At 60.4% G+C, this 25784-nt stretch carries 26 protein-coding genes and 1 pseudogene; 17 read left to right on the top strand and 10 right to left on the bottom strand.

The features are described from left to right. Nucleotides 1–1088, top strand: a pseudogene (locus QP922_RS12980) (IS1634 family transposase); the annotation flags it as partial. A gap of 143 nt (nt 1089–1231) precedes the next feature. Here the strand turns inward: QP922_RS12980 and QP922_RS01635 are convergent. Further along, nucleotides 1232–2146, bottom strand: a complete 915-nt coding sequence (locus tag QP922_RS01635; protein WP_284807514.1) for a type IV toxin-antitoxin system AbiEi family antitoxin — start codon at nt 2144–2146, stop codon at nt 1232–1234. Nucleotides 2147–2429: 283 nt separating this feature from the next. After that, nucleotides 2430–3605 (bottom strand): acyl-CoA dehydrogenase family protein, encoded by a 1176-nt coding sequence (locus QP922_RS01630; protein ID WP_284807513.1) that lies wholly within the window; start codon nt 3603–3605, stop codon nt 2430–2432. A gap of 121 nt (nt 3606–3726) precedes the next feature. Here QP922_RS01630 and QP922_RS01625 point away from each other — a divergent pair, with 121 nt between their 5' ends. Beyond that, a complete protein-coding gene (locus tag QP922_RS01625; protein WP_284807512.1) occupies nt 3727–4284 on the top strand; it encodes a TetR/AcrR family transcriptional regulator in 558 nt (185 codons plus the stop codon). Here QP922_RS01625 and QP922_RS01620 read toward each other — a convergent pair. After that, nucleotides 4281–5330 carry a hypothetical protein gene (locus QP922_RS01620; protein ID WP_284807511.1) on the bottom strand — a complete coding sequence of 350 codons (1050 nt, stop codon included), beginning with the start codon at nt 5328–5330 and terminating at the stop codon, nt 4281–4283. The two genes, QP922_RS01625 and QP922_RS01620, sit on opposite strands and share 4 nt — an antisense overlap. Beyond that, on the bottom strand, nt 5323–5817 hold the full coding sequence (locus QP922_RS01615; RefSeq protein ID WP_115021271.1) for an RNA polymerase sigma factor: 495 nt from the start codon (nt 5815–5817) through the stop codon (nt 5323–5325). Before QP922_RS01615 ends, QP922_RS01620 begins: the two co-directional genes overlap by 8 nt. 96 nt (nt 5818–5913) lie before the next feature. Here QP922_RS01615 and QP922_RS01610 point away from each other — a divergent pair, with 96 nt between their 5' ends. Both QP922_RS01610 and QP922_RS01605 read left to right on the top strand, forming a co-directional pair. After that, nucleotides 5914–6954 carry a ribonuclease HI gene (locus tag QP922_RS01610; RefSeq protein ID WP_284807510.1) on the top strand — a complete coding sequence of 347 codons (1041 nt, stop codon included), beginning with the start codon at nt 5914–5916 and terminating at the stop codon, nt 6952–6954. A gap of 38 nt (nt 6955–6992) precedes the next feature. After that, complete coding sequence (locus tag QP922_RS01605) at nt 6993–7448, top strand: hypothetical protein (RefSeq protein ID WP_284807508.1); 456 nt, start codon at nt 6993–6995, stop codon at nt 7446–7448. A gap of 225 nt (nt 7449–7673) precedes the next feature. Here the strand turns inward: QP922_RS01605 and QP922_RS01600 are convergent, their stop codons facing one another. Then, nucleotides 7674–8156, bottom strand: coding sequence for a YdcF family protein (locus QP922_RS01600; RefSeq protein ID WP_284807507.1), 483 nt, complete (start codon nt 8154–8156; stop codon nt 7674–7676). 31 nt (nt 8157–8187) lie between these two features. On the opposite strand from QP922_RS01600, the gene QP922_RS01595 reads away from it, so the two are divergent. Next, a complete protein-coding gene (locus QP922_RS01595; RefSeq protein ID WP_284807506.1) occupies nt 8188–9081 on the top strand; it encodes a ribokinase in 894 nt (297 codons plus the stop codon). Here QP922_RS01595 and purE read toward each other — a convergent pair whose 3' ends face one another. After that, the gene (purE, locus tag QP922_RS01590) at nt 9082–9582 is read right to left on the bottom strand and encodes a 5-(carboxyamino)imidazole ribonucleotide mutase (RefSeq protein ID WP_284807528.1); all 501 of its coding nucleotides are present in this window, start codon (nt 9580–9582) and stop codon (nt 9082–9084) included. 41 nt (nt 9583–9623) lie between these two features. Further along, a complete protein-coding gene (locus QP922_RS01585; protein WP_284807505.1) occupies nt 9624–10886 on the bottom strand; it encodes a 5-(carboxyamino)imidazole ribonucleotide synthase in 1263 nt (420 codons plus the stop codon). On the opposite strand from QP922_RS01585, the gene budA reads away from it, so the two are divergent. After that, nucleotides 10872–11591 (top strand): acetolactate decarboxylase, encoded by a 720-nt coding sequence (budA, locus tag QP922_RS01580; RefSeq protein WP_284807504.1) that lies wholly within the window; start codon nt 10872–10874, stop codon nt 11589–11591. The genes QP922_RS01585 and budA overlap by 15 nt on opposite strands. Here the strand turns inward: budA and QP922_RS01575 are convergent. Next, entirely contained in the window at nt 11588–12031 is a 444-nt protein-coding gene (locus QP922_RS01575; protein WP_284807503.1) for a hypothetical protein, read from the bottom strand. The genes budA and QP922_RS01575 overlap by 4 nt on opposite strands. A 92-nt stretch (nt 12032–12123) precedes the next feature. Beyond that, nucleotides 12124–12969, bottom strand: a complete 846-nt coding sequence (locus tag QP922_RS01570; RefSeq protein ID WP_284807502.1) for a biotin--[acetyl-CoA-carboxylase] ligase — start codon at nt 12967–12969, stop codon at nt 12124–12126. 75 nt (nt 12970–13044) lie between these two features. Between QP922_RS01570 and QP922_RS01565 the strand changes: the two genes are divergently transcribed. The 11 genes from QP922_RS01565 to QP922_RS01510 all read left to right on the top strand — a co-directional run bounded on the left by QP922_RS01565 (nt 13045) and on the right by QP922_RS01510 (nt 24066). Next, nucleotides 13045–14034, top strand: a complete 990-nt coding sequence (locus QP922_RS01565; protein WP_284807501.1) for an ABC transporter ATP-binding protein — start codon at nt 13045–13047, stop codon at nt 14032–14034. A 113-nt stretch (nt 14035–14147) separates the two neighbouring features. Continuing rightward, a complete protein-coding gene (locus QP922_RS01560; protein WP_284807500.1) occupies nt 14148–15434 on the top strand; it encodes an ABC transporter substrate-binding protein in 1287 nt (428 codons plus the stop codon). A gap of 211 nt (nt 15435–15645) precedes the next feature. Next, nucleotides 15646–16638 carry a carbohydrate ABC transporter permease gene (locus QP922_RS01555; RefSeq protein ID WP_284807499.1) on the top strand — a complete coding sequence of 331 codons (993 nt, stop codon included), beginning with the start codon at nt 15646–15648 and terminating at the stop codon, nt 16636–16638. Further along, nucleotides 16635–17456, top strand: a complete 822-nt coding sequence (locus QP922_RS01550) for a carbohydrate ABC transporter permease (protein ID WP_115021259.1) — start codon at nt 16635–16637, stop codon at nt 17454–17456. The genes QP922_RS01555 and QP922_RS01550 overlap by 4 nt, the downstream gene beginning before the upstream one ends. 181 nt (nt 17457–17637) lie before the next feature. Then, complete coding sequence (gene treS / locus QP922_RS01540; RefSeq protein ID WP_284807497.1) at nt 17638–19140, top strand: maltose alpha-D-glucosyltransferase; 1503 nt, start codon at nt 17638–17640, stop codon at nt 19138–19140. 161 nt (nt 19141–19301) lie between these two features. Beyond that, complete coding sequence (locus QP922_RS01535; protein ID WP_284807496.1) at nt 19302–19553, top strand: hypothetical protein; 252 nt, start codon at nt 19302–19304, stop codon at nt 19551–19553. A 229-nt stretch (nt 19554–19782) separates the two neighbouring features. After that, a complete protein-coding gene (locus QP922_RS01530; RefSeq protein WP_284807495.1) occupies nt 19783–21396 on the top strand; it encodes an acyl-CoA carboxylase subunit beta in 1614 nt (537 codons plus the stop codon). A 48-nt stretch (nt 21397–21444) separates the two neighbouring features. After that, on the top strand, nt 21445–22776 hold the full coding sequence (locus QP922_RS01525; RefSeq protein ID WP_284807494.1) for a carboxyl transferase domain-containing protein: 1332 nt from the start codon (nt 21445–21447) through the stop codon (nt 22774–22776). Nucleotides 22777–22784: 8 nt separating this feature from the next. Continuing rightward, nucleotides 22785–22979, top strand: a complete 195-nt coding sequence (locus tag QP922_RS01520; protein ID WP_039673984.1) for an acyl-CoA carboxylase subunit epsilon — start codon at nt 22785–22787, stop codon at nt 22977–22979. Nucleotides 22980–22983: 4 nt separating this feature from the next. Next, a complete protein-coding gene (locus QP922_RS01515) occupies nt 22984–23574 on the top strand; it encodes a Maf family protein (protein WP_284807493.1) in 591 nt (196 codons plus the stop codon). A gap of 75 nt (nt 23575–23649) precedes the next feature. Continuing rightward, on the top strand, nt 23650–24066 hold the full coding sequence (locus QP922_RS01510) for a DUF3151 domain-containing protein (RefSeq protein WP_204098888.1): 417 nt from the start codon (nt 23650–23652) through the stop codon (nt 24064–24066). Nucleotides 24067–24370: 304 nt separating this feature from the next. Here QP922_RS01510 and QP922_RS01505 read toward each other — a convergent pair whose 3' ends face one another. Continuing rightward, nucleotides 24371–25780 (bottom strand): DUF4282 domain-containing protein, encoded by a 1410-nt coding sequence (locus tag QP922_RS01505; protein ID WP_284807491.1) that lies wholly within the window; start codon nt 25778–25780, stop codon nt 24371–24373. Nucleotides 25781–25784: the final 4 nt, after the last annotated feature.

Genomic DNA, 25784 nt, shown 5'->3' with positions numbered 1-25784 from the left:
CGCCGACTACCTGGCTTTGCTACAGATGCCTTCGGCGAAGGATTAACCCAAGTGCTGGCGCATCATGCAGGTATCGGGCCAGGTACTTTTATCTTGTACGACGTGACCACCTTGTACTTTGAAACCGATACTCCTGATGAGCTTCGCAAACCCGGGTTTTCCAAAGAGCGCCGTGTAGAGCCGCAAATCCTTGTCGGGCTGCTTACTGATGCCACCGGGTTTCCACTGCATGTGGGCGCGTTTGCTGGCAACTCGGCAGAAACCCACACGATGCTGCCGATGATCACACGGTTCCAAGATGCCTACCAACTCGACGAAGTCACCGTCGTCGCCGATGCGGGGATGTTCTCTGCGGCGAACAAACAAGCACTCATTGACGCAGGTCTGCACTACATTTTGTCGGTGAAACCCCCACCGTGCCTGAGGTGATCGAAACCTGGCGGCGGGAAAACCCCGGTGAAGACTACACCCACGGCCAGATCTGGACACAAGCCTCGGCAAGCGATGGGCGCAAACACACAACCCCGAATTCGGTGACCCACTTCCAGTACTCTCACGACCGGGCTAGGCGCAGCCTGCGCGGAATCAAAGAGCAAGTCGCAAAAGCCAAACGCGCTGTTGACGGCGATATCGCAATCAAGCGTAACCGCTATATCGATCTTTCCGCCCCGAACAAGAAGGTCAACTATGCTCTTGCTGCCAAACACCGAGCCCTAGCCGGGATCAAAGGCTATGAAACCGACCTGACCGCTCTTGCCGCCCAAGAGGTTATCGGGCATTACCGCAGGCTATTCAACATTGAAAAGTCGTTTCGGATGTCGAAATCAGACCTGAAAGCACGCCCAATCTACGCCAGGAAACAAGACTCGATCACAGCACATCTCAATATTGTGATGGCAGCACTAGCCGTGGCCCACCTGATGGAGACCCGCAGTGGTCAATCCATCAAACGCCTCGTGAGAACGCTCAAGAAATACCGCAGCTTTGAACTCAACATTGGTGGCGAAACCATCCACGCCGCAGTACCACTACCCCCGGAAATCCAAACCCTCGTCAACACCATCACCGCCCCAACCCTTCGGCACTAATTTGAGCCAAGTCAGGTTACCGGAGCAAAGGGACCATTTTCGCTGTACCTTCGCTGCCCAGATGGTCCCTTTTCAGAGTTAAGGGACCAAAGCAAGAGGACCATCTAGGTTCAACACCAACGGAGCCTTGCACCCCTCGCCATCTAAGCGCTACGGCGCGAACTCACTGCTTTGAGTGCTTCCCGCACCTCACTGACCATTCGTTGCCTTTCATGAAGCAATTCCGTCGGAGAATATCGCAAGACAACAAAGCCTAGATTCTGAATCTGCTTTTCTCGCTGCCGCTCTGCTCGGATGACCTCGTCGACCGGTTTGCCATAGGTCGTTCCGTCATATTTCACATTTCCGTCGATCTCAATGATGACGGCGTCATCAATACAGAGGTCTACCCGATACCCGTTTGCAAAAGAGTACTGGGCAACTATCCGTCTTCCCACTCCTTCAGCAATTAGAATTCCGCGAGCATACGACTCATATGCCGCCTCCGCCAATGCTGACGCATGCTGAAGCGCTATCCGCGCACGTGCTATTCCTTTTGAGCGGCTTAGTTGCTGCACCATTGCTTTGATTTCATCGAGTGAAACGAGTTTCTGCACCAGTGCGGAATCCATCGCCATGATTCCTTCCTCCAAGGAAAGTAGCCGTGCGATGTCAACACACGTGCGCGCAACACTCGTGGTCCTAACACCATTGGCTTCCACGATATGCTCAGCTGGAAGCCACATTTTTCTGTATCGGACTCGCGGGTCTTGGGCCGCTTTCGTGGGCAAGGATTTTGATGCTCTAACCAAGGTGATGGATTCGTTCCTAGGTGGCAATACCCACAGCCCGAGCAACCTTCCTGCTGATTTTCCGGCCACCACTGCCTTTGATGTTCCTCGCGCCATCGCAACAATGTCGACAATCTTCTTCCGGAAGGACGGCAGTTGTTTGTAGCGCTCGGCAGGGTAGGCAAACCATGTAGTAACGCGCAGGAGATCACCGTTGGAAAGCTTCTGCCACGTCGGATCATGTTGGGGAAGAGTTCGAAGATAAATGAGTTGATCTAAATCTGTCATACCTCATTTAGTAGACAACCTATAGCCATAGAGCTAGGCATCTCTCCTAAACCTGTGGATAACTTGTTGAAAGCATCAACAATATGGTTCGCTGCAAGACTCCGCAGCCTGTAAGGCCCCTTAGCTATGGTCTCTTTAGTCTGGTCCCTTAACCTTGAAAAGGGACCATCTACGACCATAAATGCTCAGCCAAATGGTCCCTTTACCAAGCAAAGGGACTAAAGTAAGAGGACCAAACTAAAGGGACCATCAAGCGAGCCTCCCCACATCCCCGGCTGGCAGGTTACTTGTAGGCCGAGAAGCCCGTAATCTTCTTGCCCATGATGAGGGATTGCACGGTATCGGTGCCCTCGTAGGTGTGCATGGCCTCGATGTCGGCGAAGTGGCGCGCGATGTCGTTTTCCAGCAGGATGCCGACTCCGCCGAGCATGTCGCGGGCATCGGCGGCGATACGGCGAGCCGCACGTGTGTTGTGAAGCTTTGCCGCCGAAGCCTGCTCTGGGGCCAAAGTGCCCGCGGCTTCTCGCTGAGAGACTTCACGGCACGTCAGCATCATCTGACTGAGGTCCAAGACCATGTTAGCCAAGCGCTGCTGAATAATCTGCGCCTTGGCCAGCTCGCGACCAAATTGGACGCGCTCCAGGACATAAGAACGAGCAATCTCGTAGCAGGCCACCGCCGAACCGAGTGCCATCCAGGACACGCCAATGCGCGTCGCAGTGAGCACGCGGGAAACGTCCTTGAAGCTGCGGCAGCCCGGAAGCTGGTTGGCGGCAGGAATGCGGCAATCGGTCAACGTGATGTGCGCCTGGTGAATCGCACGCAGAGAAAGCTTGCCCTCAATCACGGTGGCGGAGTAGCCGGGGGTTTCCTGCGGAACGATGAAGCCGCTAACGTTACCGTCTTCCATACGGGCGTAGATGATGGTGATGCCGCCGGAGGCACCATTGCCAATCCACTTCTTCTCGCCGTTGAGGACCCACTCGTCACCATCGCGGACCGCGGTAGTTTCCAAAGCGATGGAGTCCGATCCATGCGCGGGCTCGGTAAGGCCGAATGCGCCGAGCAGCGAGCAGTTAGCCATCTGCGGCAAGTACGAAGCCTTCTGTTCCGCCGAGCCCAACATGGCAATAGAACGCATGGCCAACCCCGCCTGGACCGCAATAACGGTGCCCATCGAGGCATCCGCACGCGTGATTTCCATGAGCGCCAAACCAGCACCAAGCGTGGACATCTGCTCGTGACCTTCCACGGCCAGCCCGTCCGTCATCACATCCAAGGAACCCAAACGCTCCACCAGGTCCAGCGGATACTCAGAAGCCTGCCAGTGCTGGTTAATCACCGGGTCGGAGTACTCGCGGAACTGAGCGGCACGTTTCCAGCCAGCAGCATCGGCCTCAGAGAGGTCGTCGAAGACGCTGAGGAAGTCAGTGGTGCGCTCAAAGAGATTGTGGGACATGGTTGCTTCTCCAGGTAATACGAATGACGATTAGCCACAATTGTGACGTGAATCTCGACACCTGTCAAGCAGTTGCCCTGTACACTAACCACCATTAGCTAGAACAGGAGGACGCCCCACCGTGGCCAACCAAAAACGTCGCGACCAAATCGCCGCCGCCGCGCTCGACCTCTTCGACCAGCGCGGCTACCACGCCACGGGCATGGAGGACATCGCCAAGGCCGTCGGCATGCGCGCCTCCAGCCTCTACAACCACTTCTCCTCCAAGCAAGAACTCCTCGCCGAAGTCACCATCACCGCCATGGAGGACCTCCTCCGCGCCAACGCCGCCGGACTCGCGGGCCTGACAGAACCGCGCGACAAGCTCGTCGCCACCATGAAAGCCCACGTCATCTTCCACGCCACCCACGCCCGGCGCGTCCGCGTGGTCAATAACGAGCTCACCAACCTCGAAGAACCCCACAAGTCAGTCGTGCTCCAACTGCGCCGCGATTATGTCGCGCGCTGGATGGCCATCGTCAACTCCGGCGATTTCCGCGCCGAGAACTTGAAAATCGCTTGCTGGTCACTCATCGACATGGGAATCGGTGTGGCCCAATGGTTTAGCCCCGACGGTGAATACACCGCCGAGGCTTTAGGGGATATGTACGGCCAGTTCGCCTTGCGCCAACTTACTTAGGGAGCGCAGCCAATCGGCTGTTCCTCCTCACGGCCATCGGGGTACTGCACGCGGACGCGGGAGTACACCTCAGCGTGGTAGCCACACGCCTCGCGCTTATCGACGACCACCTTAACCTTCTCCTCATTAAATGTGCCCTCCGCACAGTTGGGGTCACAGTCATTCTCGATGGCCACGCCTTCCGCCTCCGCGGAATCGGCTCCCCAGTTCTTCCATTCCAGCTGGTTGACCAGGTAATTATTGTCAGCGCACGCCAGCGAAATGCGGTCCGGGCCCTCCAAGCCTGTGACGGAGACGCAGTCAAGAATGGCTGTGGCATCCACGGTGGTTTCCACGTCTGGGCCTACCAGACCTACCACGCGCACCAGCTGGCCGCTGGCGGGGAGGACGGAGAAGGAGACCTGGTCGGAATCGCGAATCACGGTGACGAGTTCGTCGTCGCCTTCGCCTTCGACGCTGCCCACATCGTTGCCGTCAGTATCCGCCAGAATGTCGTAGGTGATCTTTTGCTGCTCGCTGCTCAGTCCCGGCTGCAGCAGCAATTCCAGAGCACCTAGGGCACGGTTGGGGAAGGTATCCGCAAGCTTTTCCAGCTGCGCACGGTCAGTCGCGATGACGAGGTCCTCTGGATTCACCGAAGGCTGCGGGTCAAAGCCTGGGACCTCTCCCTGCGAGGAGACCTCCACGGCTCCACCCGCATCCACCGCATATTCGGTAATCGCGGAGGCATCGCCGAGGGTATCGACGCGCTTCATGTACTCCTTGGCCGTAACACCTTTATCTACGGCATCCGGCTGCGCACCGGCGGCCTCGCCGGCCTGGGTCAAAATCTCCGAAGCCGAGGCCACCGGCTCCGAGTTATTCAGCAGTGGGAACGCACCGCCGACCAACGCAAGGACCGCCACACCGGCCGCAGCGTAGGTCCACGTCGGGCGCCCCTTGGTAATGCGGGCGAGGGTGGCTTCGGAGTGCTTGAGGGAATCGTCGGAAAGCGTGGCGTCGGGAACGGGGTTCGCCTGACGTAGCTGGTCGAGAGAGTTAGGCATCGGTTTCTCCTGTGAGTTCAGATAGATGAGTACGAGCGCGGTGCAGGCGCACGCGGACGTTGTTGCGGGAAATGCCCAGGACCTCAGCGATCTCCGGGTGGTCGAGCCCCTCCCAGGCATGGAGGGTCAGTATTTCCTGGTCGGCATAGGGAAGGCGCAGGAAAGCTTCGCTGATATCGAGGCTTAAGTCGACGGCGTCATAGCCGGCATAGGATTCCAGCTCATGATCGTCGAGGTTCTCCGTTTCCCTGCGGGTGCGGTAGAACTCGCGCATGACATTGCGGGCGATGCCATACAGCCAGGGCAGTGGCGTGCCACGCATCGAGTCGAAGCCGGCCCAGGCACGCTCGAAGACGTCAGCAGCCAGCTCTTCGGCATGGCTTGGTGGGACACGGCGGCGCAGATAGGCCAACACCGCCGGGTAATGCTCGCGAAAGAGACGGGAAAACTCCCGCTTCCGCGAACCAGGCAAAGTTAGAACAGACACTAAAAAATCTCCAGATTACTGATGGGCTCACTAGGTATGTGGCAACTGATAGCCCAGCGTTACACAGAACTTCTCTAATGGTTTACTAGAAGGGCTATGGAACCACTCGAGCTCTCTGCCCTCACGGGCAATCAGTCGCGGACGTACGGCACCCGCAAGATCACCGCGGACATGGTCTCGGCGCCGGTGCACGTGGCGATCGCGCTGTGGGACGAGCGCTGGGATTCAGCAGAGGACGGGACTATCGACGGCTGGGTCATCGCCGTCAACACGAAAAAGACCCGCTTCGTGCGCAAGGGCCAGATCCGCACCGGCGACATCGTAGAGGTCGCTGTCCGCGAGCTAGAGAAAGCCACGAAGAACATTCGAGGACGGAAGTGGATTGTCACGGGACGCCGGCAAACTGCGTTGCGCGCCGCGCTCGAGGAGCGCGGCTATACGGTGACGGGAAGCTTTGCGGAGGAGAATAGGGCGTCACGAAGCGCGAGCTCCGTGCGGCGCAAAGAGGCCGGCATTACCGCGCGCCGCGCCAAAAAGGAAGGCGAGGCTCCTCGCAAGAAACAGGTGGTGAAGGTAGAAACCCCCAAAGCGCACTGGTGGCCGAATTTCTCCACGGCCTCATCCTGGCCGAAGGGCACCACGGTGCGCATCGCGACCGATGCTTCCTCGGATACCGTCTTCAAAGGCTCGATGTGTTTCGTGGCGGGCAATGGCGACTACCGCCTGCGCACCCGCGAGACCTCCGCGAGCACCGACGAGTTGGAGCTCGAATCCCTTACCTTGGCGCTGAAATACCTGCTCAAGGTTGGCGCCACGAAGGCGATCATTGAGTCCGATTCCGTCGCCGCATTGGACGCGGTGCAGCAGATTCGGACGAAAGGATCGAAGGCCGTGCGCTCGCGGGGTGTATGGCGCGGGCTGTCGTCGGGCTCGCGTTCGCGCTTCCAGCAGGCCTGGAACGACATTGACGGCATCTGCGATGTGACGATTCGCCGCGTCATGGGACATGCAGGTGACCCGCTCAACCGGGCTGCCGACCAGATTGCATACATGGGCCTGCGCGCGATTGCGCATCCGCGAAAGCAATCGCAGCCCACGCTCATGGAAGGAATTAGCAAGGCACTGTCCAAGCTCTGATTCGGGGCTGCGACCACCTGTGGCCTAGGGTTATTCATATGACCAATCCCTTTGACTCAAACCCCTTCGAGGAGTCGGCCGAACCTTTCCGTGGCCGCGGGGCTAATCCTTTCGCGGAGCCTTCTACAATCCCTTCCGTAGATCCTGCTGCCGACCCTTTTGCTGAGTCTTTTGCCGAGCCCCAGCCCGCCAATGCCCCGGCCCCACTGCCAGACTATGCCCCGGTTCATTCTCCCGAGCACGAACAGCAGTCAGCGGGCGGCAGGATTCACCGTTTCTCCATCTTCAAGGGCGTGCTGAGTCTGTTCTCGTTCTTGATAGGCTTTACCGCCCTGACCAGCGGTGACGTGCTCTTCGGCGTCGGCTTCGGTCTGCCCGGAGCGTGGTACTTCATCAAGGCGCTGGAACAGAAAACCAACCCAACCACCCCGCAGAAGCGCCACTGGTTTGTCATCTGGTTCATTGCGATTCTGTTGGTAATCATCGGCACCTAGCCTTTCGCCGCCCAGCTCTGTCTGTACCTCAGCTTTTGAGCTTCTGCACAGATGGTCCTTGTAGTCCGGTCCCTTTACCCTGCAAAGGGACCACCTGAGGTCAGTTTAAAGGCCACACATGGTCCCTTTGCAGGGTAAAGAAACCAAAGTTGAGGGACCATCTACACGGAGCGGCTAGCTACACGGAGCGACTAGCTGCGCAAAGCGGCTAGTTGCGCAGAGCTGCTAGCTGCGCAGAGCCGAAGCCGGCTTCCAAGCAACCACCCGCCGCCACACAATGCGCAGCAGCGAATGGGGTGTGGCCACGACCTCGCGAAGATAATTCCAGGTGCGATCCTTTGCCGGGGTACGAACGCCATGCACGCGAACCCGAATCCCCAAATGCCACGCCCACAACCGTGTGCGTAGAACGTGAAAATCATTCGTCACGACGCGAAAATAGGAGTAGTCAGGACACAGCGCATGGGCACGCTCAAGGTTTTCGTTAGTGCTGGTCGCTGCCGGCTCAACGACGATGCGCCCCGCGCTCACTCCCCGCTCAATGAGGTAGCGCGCCATGGCGTCCGCTTCCCCGAAGCCGGAGACGATGACCAGTTCCTCCGGCATCACGCGGGCAGCCACCACCGCGCGGTCAAGGCGACTGCGTAGCAGCGAGCCGGGCTCACCGGCCACCACACGCGCGCCTAACACCAAAACCGGATACTGCATGTTCGTTAGCTTAGCGTGCATACTGGTCGGCATGAGCATGTGCGTAGTCGGGTCCATCAACGCTGACCTCGTGGTCCACACCGCGCGGCATCCCCACCCGGGCGAAACGCTTATGGGCCGCGGTGGCACCATCAGCGCCGGCGGCAAAGGCGCGAACCAAGCGGTCGCGGCCGCGCGGCTCGGCGCGCAGGTAAGCTTCGTCGGCGCGGTGGGCAGCGATGCTTACGCCGCGCCCGCGATGCATTACTTGCAGGCCAGCGGCGTGGACCTCACGCACGTCGAAGCCAGCGAAGAGGTCACCGGCCTGGCGGTCATCACCGTGGACGAGCAGGGCGAGAACACCATCATCGTGGTTCCGGGAGCCAATGCGCTTGTCGACGCCCCCTTTGTCACCTCCCACTCCTCCCCCATCACCGAATCGGAACTGATCCTCCTCCAGGGAGAAATTCCCGCTGATGGCTTTGCCAAGGCCATCGAGCTGGCGAAGGGGCGGGTCGTGGTCAACCTCGCGCCGGTCATCGAGGTGAACAAGGACGCGCTCCTGCGCGCCAATCCGCTGCTGGCCAATGAACACGAGGCCGGTCTCATCTTGGAACAGCTGGGGTTGAGCGGTGAAGGCACGCCAGCGGAGTTGGCGCGGCGTTTAAGGGAGGTTGGCTTTGCCTCGGTGGTTCTCACGCTCGGCGCGAAGGGGGCGCTCGTCGCCGAGGGGACTTCCCTCGTGACAGTCCCCTCTCCGCAGGTCACTGCGGTGGACACCACGGGCGCGGGCGATGCCTTCGCGGGCGCGCTGTGCGCGCGGCTACTCCGCGGTGACGACCTCGTGAAAGCCGCCACCTATGCCGCGCGGGTCGGGGCCTTCGCCGTTACTGGAGAAGGCGCGCAGGCATCCTACCCCGATCTCACAAGCGAGCTTCCCAGCTAGTTACTCACCGAGAAGCTGGGAGCGCAGGTTCTCGTCCTTCTTCTCCACCTCGGCGGCCATGTTCTCCTGGTAAGCGGCCATTTTCTCCACCAACGCGGGATCACCGGTGGAAAGGATACGCACGGCAAGCAGGCCGGCGTTTTTCGCGCCACCGATGGACACCGTGGCCACCGGCACACCACCCGGCATCTGCACGATGGACAGCAGGGAGTCAAGGCCATCGAGGTCCTTGAGCGCGCGCGGAATGCCGATGACCGGCAACGGGGTGGCGGCAGCGACCATGCCTGGCAGGTGTGCCGCGCCGCCGGCACACGCGATGATGGCTTTAAGTCCGCGCTCATGCGCGGACTTGGCGTAGGCCAGCATCTTTTCCGGGGTGCGGTGAGCACTCACCACGCCTACCTCGAAGGGCACACCGAACTCGGCGAGCACCTCAGCAGCAGGTTTCACAGTGGGCCAATCGGAATCAGAGCCCATAATCAGACCAACGAGTGGTTTCATCATCAATCTCCTTCTCAATAAGACTTAAGCCCGCCGCGAGCTTAGGCCCACTGCGCGTGGACGAGGAAGTGGGCAGCATCGTGGGCAATGCGGCGAGTCTCATCAACGTCGTCGCCGACGACGTTAACGTGTCCGATCTTGCGTCCAGCCTGGTGATCCTTGCCGTAGAGGTGGATCTTGGCCTCTGGGTAGCGCTCCATGACTTTGCGAACGCGATCTGGCATCGGCATGGCTGGATCCTGATCCGCACCAAGGACGTTGGCCATGACCGTAATCGGGGCCAGCGGCTTAGTGGAGCCCAACGGCAGGTCCAGCACGGCCCGCAGGTGCTGCTCGAACTGGGAGGTCACGCACCCGTCCTGTGTCCAGTGTCCGGTGTTGTGCGGGCGCATGGCCAACTCATTGACGGCAATGTCCTCGTGGATGTTAGCCCCCGGCGCGCCGGAGGCCGAGGCAATGATGGCACCCGCATCCTGCTCAGCGGCGAAAGCAAAAAGCTCCACCGCCAAGACTCCGGTGACACCAAGTTCAGTGGCGACCTGAATGCCGACCTGCATGGCATGTTCCGCCAGCTCCGGCGACAGGTTCGGGGCAGGCGCGAAAGCCTCAGCGCAGATGCCATCGCGTTGTACAGACTCGGTTACCGGCCATGCCTTAACCTCACCGGAGGGACGGCGAGCAACGAGCACGGACAGCTCGCGGGTCAGAGCCACCTTTTCTTCCGCCATCAGTGGCGTGCCAGCGGCCAGAAGCTCCTCTACCAGTGGTTCTAGTTCCTCCACAGAGGGGAACCATACGCCGTGGCCGTCATAACCGCCGCGGCGGGCTTTGAGGCACACGTGACCGGCCACAAGCGCGGCGAACTCTCGTGCATCCTCTACAGACTCGATGGCGGCAAAGCGCGGCACCGGGGCTCCCAACTCGGAAAGTTTTTGACGCATAAGCAGCTTGTCCTGCGCGTAGAGGAGTGCGGAAGGCTGGGGCTGGACGTTGTAGGAGGCGTCGATAAGCGCGCGCACATGTTCCGTCGGCACGTGCTCGTGTTCGAAGGTCACCGCGTCTGCGCCTTCTGCGGCCTGGGTCAGTACCTCGTAGTCGTGGTAGTCACCAAGGACGACGTCTGGAATGACCTCCGCGGCGGACTTGCCCGGCTCGGACGCCAAGAGGCGCAGGTGGATGTCGAGCTCAGCCGCGGCCGGCTGCATCATGCGCGCAAGCTGGCCATCTCCGAAAACAGTAACGGTAGGTTTGTGTTGTTCACTCACTCCTTCAATACTAGCCTTGGGGCCATGATTGTCCGGCATACCATCTTCCAGAACTCGCTTATGACTGCCCTGTTGGACGGCATCTACGACGGCGAGATGACCATCGGCGAGCTTTTGGGAAAGGGCAATTTCGGCATCGGTACCTTCGATGCGCTGGATGGGGAGATGATTATCCTCGACGGTGTCTGCTATCAGCTGCGCGGCGATGGCACGGCAGCCGTCGCCGAACTCGACCAAGGTACTCCCTTTGCCGTCGCGACGAATTTCGTCCCCCGTATTAAGGTGGCCGCACCCAAGGGCCTCAAGCGCGAGGAACTGTCCTCCTTTATTGATGAGCTGGAGCCCTCAGCCAACTACATGTACGCGGTGCGTATTTCTGGGCGATTCAGCAACGTTGTCACCCGCACGGTGGTCAAACAATCCAAGCCTTATCCGCCCATGGCTCAGGCAGTCGGCGGCGATAAGGAGCTGCGCTTTAGCGACGTCGACGGCATCATCGGCGGCTTCCGCACCCCGGTGTTTGAGAAGGGCATTTCGGTGCCGGGCTGCCACGTTCACTTCATTGATGCCGAACGCACGTCCGGCGGCCATGTGCTGGACTACACCGTGGATGAGGCCACGATTGAGCTGTGCCCGGGAACCGATTTGGAGCTGCGCCTGCCGCTGACCCACGAGTTCCGCTCAGCTAACTTGGCGCCGGAAGACCTCGATTCGCAGCTGCACACGACTGAGATTAAGAACTAGCCCCAGACCGGTTGTTCGTTGAGGATATCCTCAACGCGCTTGGCTTTGGGGATGGCTGGAAAGTACATCGGGCGCTCATAGCCGTGCAGCGCGAGTGAAATGCCGCCGCGGCGTCGGCGGGCCCCGCGAATGTCGGTGAGCGGAATCGAGTCAACGCGCTTGCCATCGCGGGCGATAACGCGCAGGTTGGTCACGATGAAGCGCTTGCGACGTGCTTTGACCAGAGGCAAGACGAAGCGCCACACCGCCAGCAGCGCCCACACGGCCACGAGCCCGTTGCGAATCGCGAGGTCAATAGCGTTGTAGTCACACCAGCCAATGGCAATCCAGCACACGCCGGTGACCACGATGAGCTCAAGAAATGGGAAGAGCAGCGTGCGAAACGGTGCTGTCATATCCGCGCGGACTACTTCACCGCGGCCCATCTGCATGAGATTCATGGGGCTCATGATACTCATGTGTGTTTGCCTGCTACGCGGGCCCACGCCGTGGGGAGCACCTGCTTGACGACGTCCCTTTGCCCAACCAGTGCCTACTGCGCTGCGGGGCGCAGGTGGATGACGTCGCCGGCCGAGTAGTATTCACCGCCGACGTTGATGCGGCCATCATCGGCCACGCCTTCAACAGTGCCGGTCACATCGCCCGTCGGGGCTTCGAGGCGGACTTCCTGACCGATGGAGGAGCAGACCTTGCGGTAGTCCGCCATGAGCTGTGGGTCCTGCTGCTCCCATTGGGTGATGCGGTGGCGCAGGTTCTTCAGCACGGTGATGGCGAGTTCGGTGCGGTCAGTATCTCGACCCTCAAGCGCCAAAGAGGTCGCGGCCTCAATGGGCAGCTCTTCGCGAGTCAGGGTGACGTTGATGCCCATGCCCACGACGACGCGCGCCGAAGGCGGGTTCGCGGCCTGGGTCTTGGGCGCGACCTCGGCCTTAGATACCTCTGCCTTGTTAATCTCAGCCTTCGAAACTTCCGTCTTCGGTGCAGACTTGAAGGCCTCACCCACCGGGCCGGCTTCCGCAAGGATGCCACACAGCTTCTTGCCATCGATGTGGACGTCATTGGGCCACTTGAGCACCGCACCGTCGACCGAGTCGGTAACTGCTAGACCGGCAGCCAGCGGCAGAGTACCCAAATGGTCCAGCGAGTCTGGGAGGAGAAGCACCGAGAAAATGAGCTGCGAGCCGGCCGGGCTTACCCAGTGGCGGCCCAAACGGCCCTTGCCAGCACTCTGCTCGTTGGTGAGCAGCACAGTATCGCCGGCGACCTTGTCTGCCTGCATAAGGTCGGTATTGGTAGAGCCAGTGGACTCGGTGTACTCGATGACGGCGAAGTCATCGGCGAGAGCTTCACGGATGCGGTCCAGATCAAGAGCAGTCATGGTCGCCGATCCTACTCGCTGCTGTAGAGCACCTCATCGCAGCTGAGTGTCGGCGTCGAGTGTTAGGGTTACTGCATGGCAAAGGTCACATTTGAAAACGTCGGCATCACCTATCCCCGTGCCGAGAACCCCACGGTCAAGGACCTCAATCTCGAGATTGCGGATGGCGAGTTCCTAGTCCTCGTCGGCCCCTCCGGCTGCGGTAAGTCCACCACCCTACGCGCACTTGCCGGATTGGAGCCGGTCTCCAGTGGTCGCATTCTTATCGACGATAAAGACGTCACCGGCCTCGAGCCGGGCGAGCGTGATATCGCGATGGTCTTCCAGAACTATGCGCTCTACCCGCACCTCACCGTGGCAGAAAACATGGGATTTGCCCTCAAGTTGGCCAAGCGGCCGAAGGCAGAAATCAAAGCCAAGGTGGAAGAAGCCGCCAAGACCTTAGGCCTGACGGACTACCTTCAGCGCAAGCCCAAGGACCTTTCCGGCGGCCAGCGCCAGCGCGTGGCCATGGGCCGTGCCATCGTGCGCGAGCCGAAGGCCTTCCTCATGGATGAGCCGCTCTCCAACCTCGACGCCAAGCTGCGCGTGCAGACCCGCGCGGAGCTGGCAAGCCTCCAGCAGCGCCTGGGCACCACCACCGTCTACGTCACTCATGACCAGGTGGAGGCCATGACCATGGGTGATCGCGTTGCTGTGCTCAAGGATGGCGTGCTCCAGCAGGTCGCCCCGCCGCGCGAGCTGTATGACGCACCGGCGAACGAATTCGTTGCAGGTTTCATCGGTTCCCCGGCGATGAATATCTTCGATTACAACGGAGGCCGCATCGGCGTGCGCCCGGAAAAGATGTTCATCAACAAGGGCCCGCTGGGTTTCCAGGGCGTCGTGGACTTCGTCGAAGAGCTCGGCGCCGAGTCCTTCGTTTATGTCACCGTGGGCGAACAGCGCTTTGTCGCCCGCGCACAGGGAGATGCGCCCCAGCGCGGCGAAGACGTCGTGCTCACCTTCAATCCCCGTGAGGCACACCGCTTCGATCCGGAGACCGGTGAGCGCATTAATGACTAATAGGGGGTAGTTTCACCCCCGTTTCTAGTGAAATTAATGTCAAAACCACATGCACCGAGGACCTGATCCCCTATTTTGAAGTCACCAGAAGTTTTCCGAAAGGTGAATATTCCATGAAGAAGCCGTTTCTTCCCAGCTCCCTGCGCACAGTCCGCCGCGGTGTCGTCGTCACCACAGCTGCACTCGCGCTGACCTTGGCCGGCTGCTCGTCCAGCGATGATTCCTCCTCCGACGCTGGCTCGGACGCCGCCACCAAGGACACTGACGGTCGCGGACCCATCACCTTTGCCATGGGTAAGAACGATACCGACAAGATCACCCCCATCATCGAAGCGTGGAACGCCGAGCACCCGGATGAGAAGGTAGAGCTCAAGGAGCTCGCCGGCGAGGCCGACGCTCAGCGCGAGACCCTCGTGCAGTCCCTGCAGGCAGGCAACTCTGACTACGATGTCATGGCGCTCGACGTGGTGTGGACCGCTGACTTCGCCGCCAACCAGTGGCTGGCACCACTGACCGGTGACCTCGAGGTGGACACCTCCGGGCTGCTGGAGCCCACCGTAGAGTCCGCAACCTACAATGACACCCTCTACGCGCTGCCGCAGAACACCAACGGCCAGCTACTCTTCCGCAACACCGACCTCGTCGATAAGGCTCCGGAGAAGTTCGAAGACATCGCTTCCGCATGCGAGGCCCTCGAGAAGGACACCTCCTGCCTGACCACGCAGCTCAAGCAGTACGAGGGCCTGACTGTGAACACCGCGGGCTTCATTGAGGGCTGGGGCGGATCCGTCTTGGATGACCAGGGCAATGTCACCGTCGATTCGGACGAGGCCAAGGAGGGCCTGCAGGCGCTTGTCGACGCCTACGAGGACGGCACCATCTCCAAGGACTCCACCGCCGCAACGGAGGAGGAGACCAACCTCGCCTTCACCGAGGGCAAGACCGCCTTCGCTATCAACTGGCCGTACATGTACACCAACGCTGAGGACAAGGGCATCAAGTTCGAGGTTCAGCCGCTGGTGGGCAAGGACGGCGTTGGTGTGTCCACCTTGGGTGGCTACAACAACGGCATCAACATCAACTCGGAAAACAAGGCCACTGCCTTGGACTTCATCAAGTTCATCATCAACGAAGAGAACCAGAAGTCCTTCGCTGAGGCATCCTTCCCGCCGGTCTTGGCTTCCATCTACGATGATGAATCCCTGGTTGAGGAGTTCCCGTACCTCCCGGCTCTGAAGGAGTCCCTGGAGAACGCCGCACCGCGTCCGGTCTCCCCGTTCTACACCGCCATCTCCAAGGCCGTGCAGGACAACGCCTACGCAGCGCTGACCGCCGGCAAATCCGTCGATGACGCTACGAAGGACATGAAGGCAGCCATCGAGGCAGCATCGCAGGGTTAATCCTCCCCGCGAGTATGGGGCGCGAGTAAGTCCACTGAGACTTGCCCGCGCCCCCTTCGTTGATCTTGGCCAACCCGAGCTACAAACTAGCGGGTACTGCGCGCATAACACCGATGTCCGGAGCACCCGCTATGATTTTCACAACTGTCCCCTAATATCCTGACAACTTTCACCCCCTACAACTTTCACACTGTAGAAAGGCAGGCACCGCATGGCTGGTAGAACGCGTACTGCGGATTCGCGCAAGCAGTATCTGCAGGCAGCCGGCCTCATCGCGCCCGCGCTCATTGCGCTGGCCGTGGTGATTGGCTATCCCATCGTGCGAGCTGTCATGTTGTCCTTCCAGGGCAATAAGCGGCTCAACCCCACCACGGGCGTATTCGAGGAAGGCTCGTTTGCGGGCCTAGAGAACTACCTCTACTGGATTACCAACAGGTGCATGTCCGCCACGGGTCAGGCCACCGCCTGTCCCGATGGCGTTATTGCGACGGACTTCTGGCCAGCGGTGAAGATTACGCTCTTCTTCACTGTCGTGACCGTGGCTCTGGAAACCATCCTCGGCATGGTCATGGCGCTGGTCATGAACGGCGAATATCGCGGCCGTGGCCTCGTTCGTGCTGCGGTGCTCATTCCGTGGGCTATTCCGACGGCGGTAACGGCAAAGCTGTGGCAGTTCATGTTTGCTCCGGATGGCATCATCAACTCGCTCATCGGTGAGCGCATCGCGTGGACCACGGACCCGTTTTATGCGCGCCTTGCGGTCATCATCGCAGACGTGTGGAAGACCGCACCTTTTATGGCCCTGCTTATCTTGGCCGGCCTGCAGATGATTCCGCGTGATGTGTACGACGCCGCGCGCGTCGACGGTGCCTCCCGTATCCAAACTTTCTTCACCATCACCCTGCCACTTGTGAAGCCTGCGCTCATGGTGGCTATTCTCTTCCGCACGCTCGATGCACTGCGTATGTACGACCTGCCGGTCATCATGATCTCGGCGTCCTCCAACTCGCCCACCGCCACGATTTCCCAGCTGGTGGTGGAAGATATGCGCCAAGGAAACTTCAACTCCGCCTCCGCATTGTCCACGCTGATCTTCCTGCTCATCTTCACCGTGGCCTTCATCCTCGTGCGCTTCTTGGGCGCGGACGTCGGCGGTGTGGCACGTGACAAACGCACTAAGAAGGACAAGGAGCCTGCAGCATGAAAAAGTTCGGCCACTACCTTGGCATCCTCTTCATCATGTTCTGGGGCCTAGCCCCCTTCTACTGGATGGTTGTCACAGCGCTTCGCGATAAAGCCCATACCTTTGACACCACCCCGTGGCCTACGCACGTAACCCTGGACAACTTCCGCGACGCTCTGGCCACGGATAAGGGCAACGACTTCCTCAATGCGTTGGGCAACTCCCTGATCATCTCCTTGGCCACGACCGCAGTGGCCGTACTCATCGGCGTGTTTACCGCTTATGCGCTGGCCCGCTATGACTTCCCTGGAAAGGGTATCGTCACGGGTATCATCCTGGCAGCCTCAATGTTCCCCGCTATCGCGCTCGTTACCCCGCTTTTCCAGCTTTTTGGCAATCTTGAGTGGATTGGCACCTACCGCGCGATGATCATTCCGAACATCTCCTTTGCGCTGCCGCTCACGGTCTACACTTTGCTGAGTTTCTTCCGCCAACTGCCGTGGGAGTTGGAGGAAGCAGCGAGGGTCGATGGGGCGTCGCGAAGCCAGGCCTTCCGCCTCGTGCTCCTCCCCTTGGCCGCACCGGCACTGTTTACCACCGCCATCATCGCGTTCATCACGACGTGGAATGAGTTCATGTTGGCTAAGCAGTTGTCCACCACCGCTACCGAGCCGGTGACCGTGGCCATCGCGCGCTTCTCTGGCCCCTCGGCCTTCGAGTACCCCTACGCCGCCACGATGGCGGCCGGCGCGCTGGTGACGATTCCGCTCATCATCATGGTTCTCATTTTCCAGCACCGCATCGTTGCCGGCCTCACCGCCGGAGGTGTCAAGGCCTAATGCGGCGCGCACTGCTGTGGGATACTGCGCTGGGGTTCGTCGGTTTCTTCGCCGCCCTAGCGCTCCTGCAAGCGGTTCTTAACCTTTTTCAACCCTCCCCCGCACTCTGGCCAGGGCTCCTTGCCGGCGCACTCATGCTGGCGGAGTACTTGCTCTGGCGGGCTAAACGGAAGGATCTTCAATGAGCTGGCACGATAACGCTATTTTCTACCAGGCCCTCGTGGGGTCCTTTAAAGACACTCGTGGGGAGGGCGTCGGCACGTTGCGGGGCGTCATTGAGAAACTCGATTACCTCAAATGGCTAGGCGTCGATTGTCTCTGGCTCTCGCCTTTCTACGCCTCCCCGCTGCGTGATGATGGCTATGACATCGCCGATTACTACGCCATCCACCCGGATTACGGCACGATGGAGGATTTCGACGAACTCGTGGATGAGCTGCATGCGCGCGGCATGCGCCTCATGACGGATTTGGCCTTCAACCACACGTCTACCGACCACCCGTGGTTCCAGGCCTCCCGTACCGATCCGGAAGGCCCCTACGGCGATTATTACGTGTGGGGCGATGATCCGCTGCGCTACCCGGAAATTCGCATCATCTTTACTGACACGGAGACCTCGAACTGGGCGTGGGATCCGGAGCGTAAGCAGTATTATTTCCACCGCTTTTATTCGCACCAGCCGGACCTTAACTACGACAACCCAAAGGTCCACGAAGAAATCTTTAAAGTCCTCTCCTTCTGGCTGGACAAAGGTGTGGATGCTTTCCGGCTCGATGCGATTGCATACCTCTATGAACGCGATGGCCTGGGCGGCGAGTCCCTACCGGAGACCGTGGACTTCGTGGAGAAGATCCGTGCTTTCCTGGAAGAGCACTACCCAGACGCCGTTATCCTCGCGGAGGCGAATCAGCCCCCAGAGGAGACGATGGAGTTCTATGGCACGGGCAACCGTTTCCACATGGTGTTCAACTTCCCGGTCATGCCGCGGTTGTATCAAGCGCTTGCGCTGGGCGACGCCACGCCGGTCTATGACATCATGGCGGAGCTACCGGAGCTTCCCCAGGGCTGTCAGTGGGGAACCTTCCTGCGCAACCATGATGAGCTGACCTTGGAGATGGTCGATGAGGACCAGCGCGCCATCATGTACGAGCACTACCTGCCCGATGATCAAATGCGTGCCCACGTGGGCATCGCGCGACGCTTGGCGCCCCTGTTGGGCAATGATTACCGCAAGATTGAGCTCTTCTACTCCTTGCTCATGACGCTGCCGGGTGCGCCTTTCCTGTATTACGGCGATGAGATTGGCATGAATGATGCCCCGGAGCTTCCGGACCGTGACGCCGTGCGTACTCCAATGCAGTGGGAGCCTGGCGACGGCGCTGGTTTTACGTCCTCCTCCCATCCGCGCCGTCCGATTGTGGGGGGAGTGGGCGTCTCCGTGGCGGAACAGCTTGAGGATGAGGGCTCACTTCTCCACCGCCTGCGCAGACTCATCCAGCAGCGCAAGGCGCACCCAGAGTTGGGCACCGCACCTTTCGAGGCCGTGGAGACTGGTCACAAGGGCGTGCTGGGGTTCCAACGCGGGGGATTGCTCTGCCTGCATAACTTCACCGACGAAGCAGTGGACCTGGGCCCCGTAGAGCTGGGCCCCTTTGGCTATGCCTGGCTTCCGGTCGAGGTCTAAAACGAGAACTGTGCCCTACCTCACCCCGCACGTCAGGTTACCCAAAAGTTAACTCAGGGAGAACAAAATGCGGACTTTTCCCCTCTATAGCTATATAGTTGGTTCCACCCAATGATGCGCACGGTCGCATCATCACTACAAGAGAATAGAGAGGTGGGAAAATGAATACCCTGAACGGATTCCTTTCCGCCATTACCAATACAGTCAAAAGCGCCACCGGAATCAACCTTGACCCCGTGCAGCCAGCGCCCCTGGTGACACACATCGCCGAGGACCTGCTCAAGCACGACCTCATCCCAGTCACCCGCACCGACATCGAAGAGTCTTATGCCGTCCTCACGGGCGACTTCCCCTCGGAAGGCGACCTTGCCGAGGTAGAACTCTTCCTCCACAGCTTCGGCTGGCTTGCCTAAACCCCTACACCCAACCCCGCCCAACCCTGGGCGGGATTTTCTTATGCGACCACCCTACGCAGCGCGCATTTCGCGCCCACTAGACTGTGAAGACATGCTCCCAACGCGCCAATCGCGAGGATTTCCTCATGTTTTTCACCCTGGTTTACCTGCAGAAACGTGAAATGTGAGGGAAATCACCCGCGCACGGCTATACATTCCTATCCAAAACCTCTCTACACTGCCAAACATGACTATTTCCTCACATTTGTCAGAGCTGGACTCCCTCAGCGCCGACACCACCGCAGGCAAGATCGCTGAATTGAAGAGGCGTCGTGAAGCAGCGGCCCAACCCATGGGCGAGAAAGCCCATGAAAAGGTGCACGCACAAGGCCGCCTCACCGCCCGCGAACGCTTGGACTACCTCCTCGATGAAGGCTCCTTCGTGGAGACCGACATGCTCGCTGTGCACCGCACTACGGACTTCGGCATGGGCAAGAAGCGCCCGCTTACCGATGGCATTGTTACCGGCTGGGGCACCATCGACGGCCGCGAGGTCTGCATCTTCTCCCAAGACGGAACCGTCTTCGGCGGCGCGCTCGGCGAGGTCTATGGCGAGAAGATGATCAAGATCATGGAGCTGTCCATCACCACCGGCCGCCCCCTCATCGGCCTGTACGAGGGCGCCGGCGCCCGCATCCAAGACGGTGCTGTCTCTCTGGACTGGATTGCAAAGACCTTCTACCAGAACGTCATGGCCTCCGGCGTCGTCCCGCAGATCTCCGTCATCATGGGTGCTTGCGCCGGCGGCAACGCCTATTCCCCTGCCCTCACGGACTTCGTGGTCATGGTGGACAAGAAGTCCAAGATGTTCGTCACCGGCCCCGATGTCATCAAGACCGTCACTGGCGAGGAAGTCAGCCAGGAAGAACTCGGCGGCGCGGGCGTCCACATGCACAAGTCCGGCACCTCGCACTACACCGCGGCCAGCGATGAAGAAGCCTTGGACTGGGTCCATGATCTGCTGACCTACCTGCCTTCCAATAACCGGCAGCTGACACCGGCAGAGCCCTTCGAAGAGCTCGGCGAAGAAACCGTCGATGACCTCGTGCTGGATAGCATCATCCCGGATTCCCCCAACCAGCCTTACGACGTCAAGGAGGTCATCGAGGCTCTCACCGATGACGGCGATTTCCTGGAGATCCAGGCCGATCGCGCCGATAACGTGGTCACCGCCTTCGGCCGCATCGAGGGCCGCACTGTTGGTTTCGTTGCCAACCAGCCCCAGGTCTTTGCCGGCTGCCTCGACATCGATTCTTCTGAAAAGGCCGCGCGCTTCGTGCGTACCTGCGATGCCTTCAACATCCCCATCATCATGCTCGTCGACGTCCCCGGTTTCCTCCCCGGCGCCGACCAAGAACACGATGGCATCCTGCGCCGCGGCGCCAAGCTGCTCTACGCCTATGCCGAAGCCACCGTTCCCAAAATCACCGTCACCCTGCGCAAGGCCTACGGCGGCGCCTACTGCGTGATGGGTTCCAAGGGCCTTGGCGCTGACGTGAACTTGGCTTGGCCCACCGCCCAGATTGCGGTCATGGGTGCCGCCGGCGCCGTCGGCTTCATTTACCGCAAGGAGATCAAGGCCGCCCACGAGAAGGGCCTCGACGTAGCTGAGCTCACCAAGTCTTTCGAGCGCGAATACGAAGACCACATGCTCAATCCGTATAAGGCAGCGGAGCGTGGGCTTATCGACGCCGTCATTCTCCCCTCCGAAACCCGCAGTACCATCGCCAAGAATCTGCGCTTCTTCGCCGATAAGAATGTCCCGCGCCCATCCCGCAAGCATGGCAACATTCCGCTATAAACAGCACGCCTTAAAGCGCACGGCTGCGCTGTATTACACTAGTGTTTCATGACTGACTTGAAGACGACCGCTGGCAAGATCGAGGACCTGGGCGCCAAGCTTACCGAGTCCCGCGCGCCGCAGGGAGAGGTTCCCGCTGCCCGCAGCGCCATCGAAGCGCTCTTTGATGCCGGCTCCTTCGTGGAGACTGACGCGCTGGCACGCCACCGCTCCACCGACTTCGGCCGCGAGCACAACCGCCCCTACACCGACGGCGTCATCACTGGTTTCGGCACCGTCGATGGGCGCAAGGTCTGCGCTTACGCTCAGGACGCCTCGCTTTTCGACGGCACCATGGGCGAGGTTTACGGCGAAAAGGTCACCAAACTCTACGATCTGGCCATTAAGACCGGCGTGCCGATCGTCGCACTGGTCGCCGGTGATAAGCCGCGTGCCCAGGAGGGCATTATTTCTTCCGCCATGCAGGCGCGCATCCTCGCCCGCGCCACCACCGCTTCGGGCCTCATCCCGCAGGTCACCGCGGTCTACGCGGACTCGAAGGATGCCTCGCTTATCGCTGCTCTTTCCGATGTCGTCATTGCTCCCGACGGTGATCTGCAGGCAGAGGGCGAGCATGAGGTGGACGTCGCCAAGCGCGTGCTCTCCTACCTGCCCTCCAATAACCGTGCTGCTGCTCCCCGCGCCGAGGCCACCATCGTCTCTGGTTCGGTCGAGGCCAACATCAGCGATGCTGACCGCGAGCTCGATAGCCTCGTGGCCGATGATGGCACCGTGGACCTTGCCGATGTTGTCACCGCGACCTGCGAGGATGTCTTCGAACTCACCTCTCAGGTGAGCGGCGTCTTCACCGGTTTCGGCCGCATTGAGGGCCGCACGGTGGGCATCATCGCCAACCGCGACACCTTCGATGCCGCGGCCGCCGCCAAGGCAGCACGATTTATCCGCCTGTGCGATGCCTTCAACACCCCCATCATCGAGTTCGTGGACTCCCCCGCCCTCGAGGTGGAGAAGGCCGCCCTGGCCAAGCTCGTGCATGCCTACTCCGCCGCCAGCGTGGGCAAAATTAGCGTCATCGTGCGCCGCGCCCACGGCACCGGCTACATCGCCTTCGGTTCCAAGGACCTTGGCGCCGACCTGTCCTATGCGTGGCCAACAGCAGAGATTTCCGTAGCCGACGGCCCCGCGCTGGCCGCTGAGCTGGAGCTGAGTGAAGACGACGCCGCCGATTACCTGACTCCCTACCAGGCAGCTGAGCGCGGCCTCGTCGATTCTGTTATTACCCCAGCAGCCACCCGCGGTTCCCTCATTGAGGGCCTGCGCCTGCTGGACCGCAAGATTGTCCCGACTCTGCCGAAGAAGCACGGCAATATCGTTTTGTAGAGGTATCCATGTCTGATTCCCTGTTTACCGTCCTGCGCGGCAACCCTACTGACGCCGAGGTCGCGGCACTGTCCACGGTGCTCACCCAGCTCGATTCTGAGGCGCGCGCCAAGGCCGCCGATACCCGCTCCGAGCGCAACCTGTGGGGCCAGCCGGGCGATGTGTTCAACCCGTCGGCCTTCCGCAACGTCCGCTACTACTAAGCGTATGCGCCTCGTCCTCGCCTCCCAGTCGCCGTCCCGCCTGTCCATCCTGCGGGGCGCGGGCGTAGAGCCCGTCATCGCCCCGGCCGACGTGGACGAGCGGGCCATCGAAGAACGGCTTGCGGGTGCTGAGCCCGCCGAGATCGTCTGCGCCCTCGCCACGGCCAAGGCAGAGGCCATCTCCCCCAACTATCCCGAGGACGTCGTGGTGGGCGGGGATTCCATGCTGCTTCTCGACGGCTCCCTCCAAGGCAAACCCCACACCCCCGAGGCCACCGTGGAGCGCTGGCACGCGCAGGCCGGGCGTACCGCGGAACTCATCACCGGGCATTGCGTGCTCCACGGCGAAAAGCGCTTCGTCGAGGCCTCGCGCACGACGGTCCACTTTGCCGAAGCCAGCTCCGCAGATATTGAGGCCTATGCCCGCACTGGCGAGCCACTCGAATGCGCCGGCGCTTTTACTTTGGAGGCCCTTGGCGGCTGGTTCATCGACCGCATTGAGGGCGATCCCTCCTCCGTCATCGGGCTTTCGCTGCCAGTGCTGCGCCGTGCGTTGTATTCCTTCGGGCTTAACGTTTCTGACTTCTGGGCTTAGCCCCGGTTTCAGTCGAATCCTTCTAGTTTCGCCCCCTGTGGTGACCTCGCTGCCACATGGCTAGAGTGGGGCGGCATGGAAATGAAAGACATGCTCGCTCCAAAACCCATCAAGCTGCCTGCCGATCCGGGTGCTGACAGCACTTCCGATCTCACCGCGGGAATTGTCGCCCACCCGGATTCGCCGCTGCTGTGGGCACTGCTGGCGGAGCAGGAATTGGATAAGCACAAGGGCGCTGAGCCCACTGACTTCATCACCGCCTACGCCTACGCGCGCACCGGCTACCACCGCAGCCTCGACCGCCTGCGCGGCAATGGTTGGAAGGGCTGGGGCCCAGTCCCCTTCTCCCACGAGCCCAACCAAGGCGTGCTGCGTGCCATCGCTGCTCTTGGCCACGCCGCGAAGGCTATCGGCGAAGATGCAGAGTACGACCGCATCCGCCAGATGCTCTCCGATGCCGACCCCGAGTGCGTCGCAACCTTGCTGGACTAATTACTTTCCCACCCAGCGGTGCTTTCACTCCCTCAGCACCGTTTCCCCCCGCCCTACACATGGTTCTACTCAAACGGCTCGACCCAGAAGGTTTCCCTGGGGGCAAGTGAACCTTCTAGAGCACCGCAGATGGTTTGTTTGCCCCCAAGCAAACCATCTCACCTAAACCTTCTGACTGAAACCTTTTACGGCGACTGCGGTTCACCCTCGCCACGCGCGCTGTTAGCAGACAAAATCCCCGCGGCCCTCACACAATGGGGTCCGCGGGGATTGCTGTTATCGGAGTGACTACCGTGCTAAGGATTTACTCCTTGTCATCGCCTTCTGCCTTCGCTACAAGCTCACTGGTGTTCTGGGCGGTACGGATGTTGGCCGCAAAGAACTCCAGCACGAGGCGGATTTGGATAATGTAGAGGAGGAAGGAGATACCGCCAACGATGATGGCTCCCAACAGCGCAGCGAAACCGCTTACAAAGCCGTTAGAGAATGAAACGAGAGCGCCGATTAGAGCGATTGCCCATAGGAAGGCACCGAAAGCCACGGCGAGAATGTAAATAACGGACGCGAACTTCAGGGTAATGAAGTCCTTGAAGGAGAAATCAAACAGCGCGCTGAAGAAGCCAGAGCCCTTGCTAGAGGAACCAGCGGACTGATTGTTCTGCTGCGGTGCCGGGGCGGCAAACGGCGAGTTCTGGTCGCCGAAGCCCTGGTTCTGTGACTGCTCACCGAATCCATTGTTCTGGTCGCCGAAGCCCTGGGTCTGCGGCTGCTCACCGAATCCATTGTTCTGTACGGCAAAGCCCTGGTTCTGTGGCTGCTCACCGAATCCGTTGTTCTGCGCGGCAAAGCCCTGCTGCTGGGGGAATCCGCCGAAACCTGCGTTCTGGTTGGCTTGCTCGCCCTGTGCGGACTCAAACGACTGGGCTGCCTGGGAATCCTGAGAGGCGTGAGCGCCGAAGCCCTCCGTCTGCTGCTGGCCGCCGAAGCCATAGTTCTGACCGGAGGCCGAAGAGCTACCGAAACTTGCGTTCTGAGCGCCAAAGCCCTGGTTGGACGAGCCATATTCAGCGGAACGTGCAGAGTAGTCAGCGTTCGAGGAGTTGGCGGCACCGTCGGCATTGCTGGAGGAAGACTCCGCACCGAAGCCCTGGGAAGAGCCGTAGGAAGCGCCCTGAGCCGAACCATAGGACTCGGAAGCCGGTACAGCGGAACCGGAATCACCAAAAGACGCTCCTGCGTCGGAAGAAGCCGAGTCACGTGCTGCAGTCTCTGAGGCGAATGCAGAATCAGACGAAGCGGACGCCGAAGAGGAGGAAGACGCAGAGTACGAGGAGACAGAATCCGCCGATGCGGCCGAATCGGCCGGCTCATTGGACTGTGCAGGCTCAGACGGATTCTGGGAGTAATCGCCATAGCCCGCCTGGCCGCCCCAACCGAAGCCCGAGTTGGAGTTGGACTGAGCACCCGGGTTGCCCCAACCAGCAGCAGCATTGTCATTGCCGTAGCCGCTGCCAAAGCCTTCACCGAAACCTTGCTGGGAATTGTCAGCGGCGAAACCGTTCTCTGCTGCGGCGGAGCCCTCAGCGGAATGGTCCGGCGCCGGATTGTTCGGGTTGAAATCAGAGCCAAAGCCGCTGCCAAAGCCGCCGCCAAAACCCTGGTTGGAAGGATCGTTGTTGTCGCCGTTCTCGCCGAACTGGTTGGGGTTAGTCATCGCT

This window comes from Corynebacterium sp. MSK218, assembly GCF_030232655.1.
Classification (GTDB): Bacteria; Actinomycetota; Actinomycetes; order Mycobacteriales; family Mycobacteriaceae; genus Corynebacterium.
Note: the sequence above shows the minus strand (reverse complement) of the source record. Positions and strands in the feature narration are given on the sequence as shown.

Excerpts from the sequence above, each read along its gene's own strand:
- QP922_RS01635 (WP_284807514.1), bottom strand. The coding sequence starts at position 2,146 with ATGACAGATTTAGATCAACTCATTTATCTTCGAACTCTTCCCCAACAT.
- QP922_RS01630 (WP_284807513.1), bottom strand. The coding sequence starts at position 3,605 with ATGTCCCACAATCTCTTTGAGCGCACCACTGACTTCCTCAGCGTCTTC.
- QP922_RS01620 (WP_284807511.1), bottom strand. The coding sequence starts at position 5,330 with ATGCCTAACTCTCTCGACCAGCTACGTCAGGCGAACCCCGTTCCCGAC.
- QP922_RS01610 (WP_284807510.1), top strand. The coding sequence starts at position 5,914 with ATGGAACCACTCGAGCTCTCTGCCCTCACGGGCAATCAGTCGCGGACG.
- QP922_RS01605 (WP_284807508.1), top strand. The coding sequence starts at position 6,993 with ATGACCAATCCCTTTGACTCAAACCCCTTCGAGGAGTCGGCCGAACCT.
- QP922_RS01600 (WP_284807507.1), bottom strand. The coding sequence starts at position 8,156 with ATGCAGTATCCGGTTTTGGTGTTAGGCGCGCGTGTGGTGGCCGGTGAG.
- QP922_RS01595 (WP_284807506.1), top strand. The coding sequence starts at position 8,188 with ATGAGCATGTGCGTAGTCGGGTCCATCAACGCTGACCTCGTGGTCCAC.
- purE (WP_284807528.1), bottom strand. The coding sequence starts at position 9,582 with ATGAAACCACTCGTTGGTCTGATTATGGGCTCTGATTCCGATTGGCCC.
- budA (WP_284807504.1), top strand. The coding sequence starts at position 10,872 with ATGATTGTCCGGCATACCATCTTCCAGAACTCGCTTATGACTGCCCTG.
- QP922_RS01585 (WP_284807505.1), bottom strand. The coding sequence starts at position 10,886 with ATGCCGGACAATCATGGCCCCAAGGCTAGTATTGAAGGAGTGAGTGAA.
- QP922_RS01575 (WP_284807503.1), bottom strand. The coding sequence starts at position 12,031 with ATGAATCTCATGCAGATGGGCCGCGGTGAAGTAGTCCGCGCGGATATG.
- QP922_RS01570 (WP_284807502.1), bottom strand. The coding sequence starts at position 12,969 with ATGACTGCTCTTGATCTGGACCGCATCCGTGAAGCTCTCGCCGATGAC.
- QP922_RS01565 (WP_284807501.1), top strand. The coding sequence starts at position 13,045 with ATGGCAAAGGTCACATTTGAAAACGTCGGCATCACCTATCCCCGTGCC.
- QP922_RS01560 (WP_284807500.1), top strand. The coding sequence starts at position 14,148 with ATGAAGAAGCCGTTTCTTCCCAGCTCCCTGCGCACAGTCCGCCGCGGT.
- QP922_RS01555 (WP_284807499.1), top strand. The coding sequence starts at position 15,646 with ATGGCTGGTAGAACGCGTACTGCGGATTCGCGCAAGCAGTATCTGCAG.
- QP922_RS01550 (WP_115021259.1), top strand. The coding sequence starts at position 16,635 with ATGAAAAAGTTCGGCCACTACCTTGGCATCCTCTTCATCATGTTCTGG.
- treS (WP_284807497.1), top strand. The coding sequence starts at position 17,638 with ATGAGCTGGCACGATAACGCTATTTTCTACCAGGCCCTCGTGGGGTCC.
- QP922_RS01535 (WP_284807496.1), top strand. The coding sequence starts at position 19,302 with ATGAATACCCTGAACGGATTCCTTTCCGCCATTACCAATACAGTCAAA.
- QP922_RS01530 (WP_284807495.1), top strand. The coding sequence starts at position 19,783 with ATGACTATTTCCTCACATTTGTCAGAGCTGGACTCCCTCAGCGCCGAC.
- QP922_RS01525 (WP_284807494.1), top strand. The coding sequence starts at position 21,445 with ATGACTGACTTGAAGACGACCGCTGGCAAGATCGAGGACCTGGGCGCC.
- QP922_RS01520 (WP_039673984.1), top strand. The coding sequence starts at position 22,785 with ATGTCTGATTCCCTGTTTACCGTCCTGCGCGGCAACCCTACTGACGCC.
- QP922_RS01515 (WP_284807493.1), top strand. The coding sequence starts at position 22,984 with ATGCGCCTCGTCCTCGCCTCCCAGTCGCCGTCCCGCCTGTCCATCCTG.
- QP922_RS01510 (WP_204098888.1), top strand. The coding sequence starts at position 23,650 with ATGGAAATGAAAGACATGCTCGCTCCAAAACCCATCAAGCTGCCTGCC.
- QP922_RS01505 (WP_284807491.1), bottom strand. The coding sequence starts at position 25,780 with ATGACTAACCCCAACCAGTTCGGCGAGAACGGCGACAACAACGATCCT.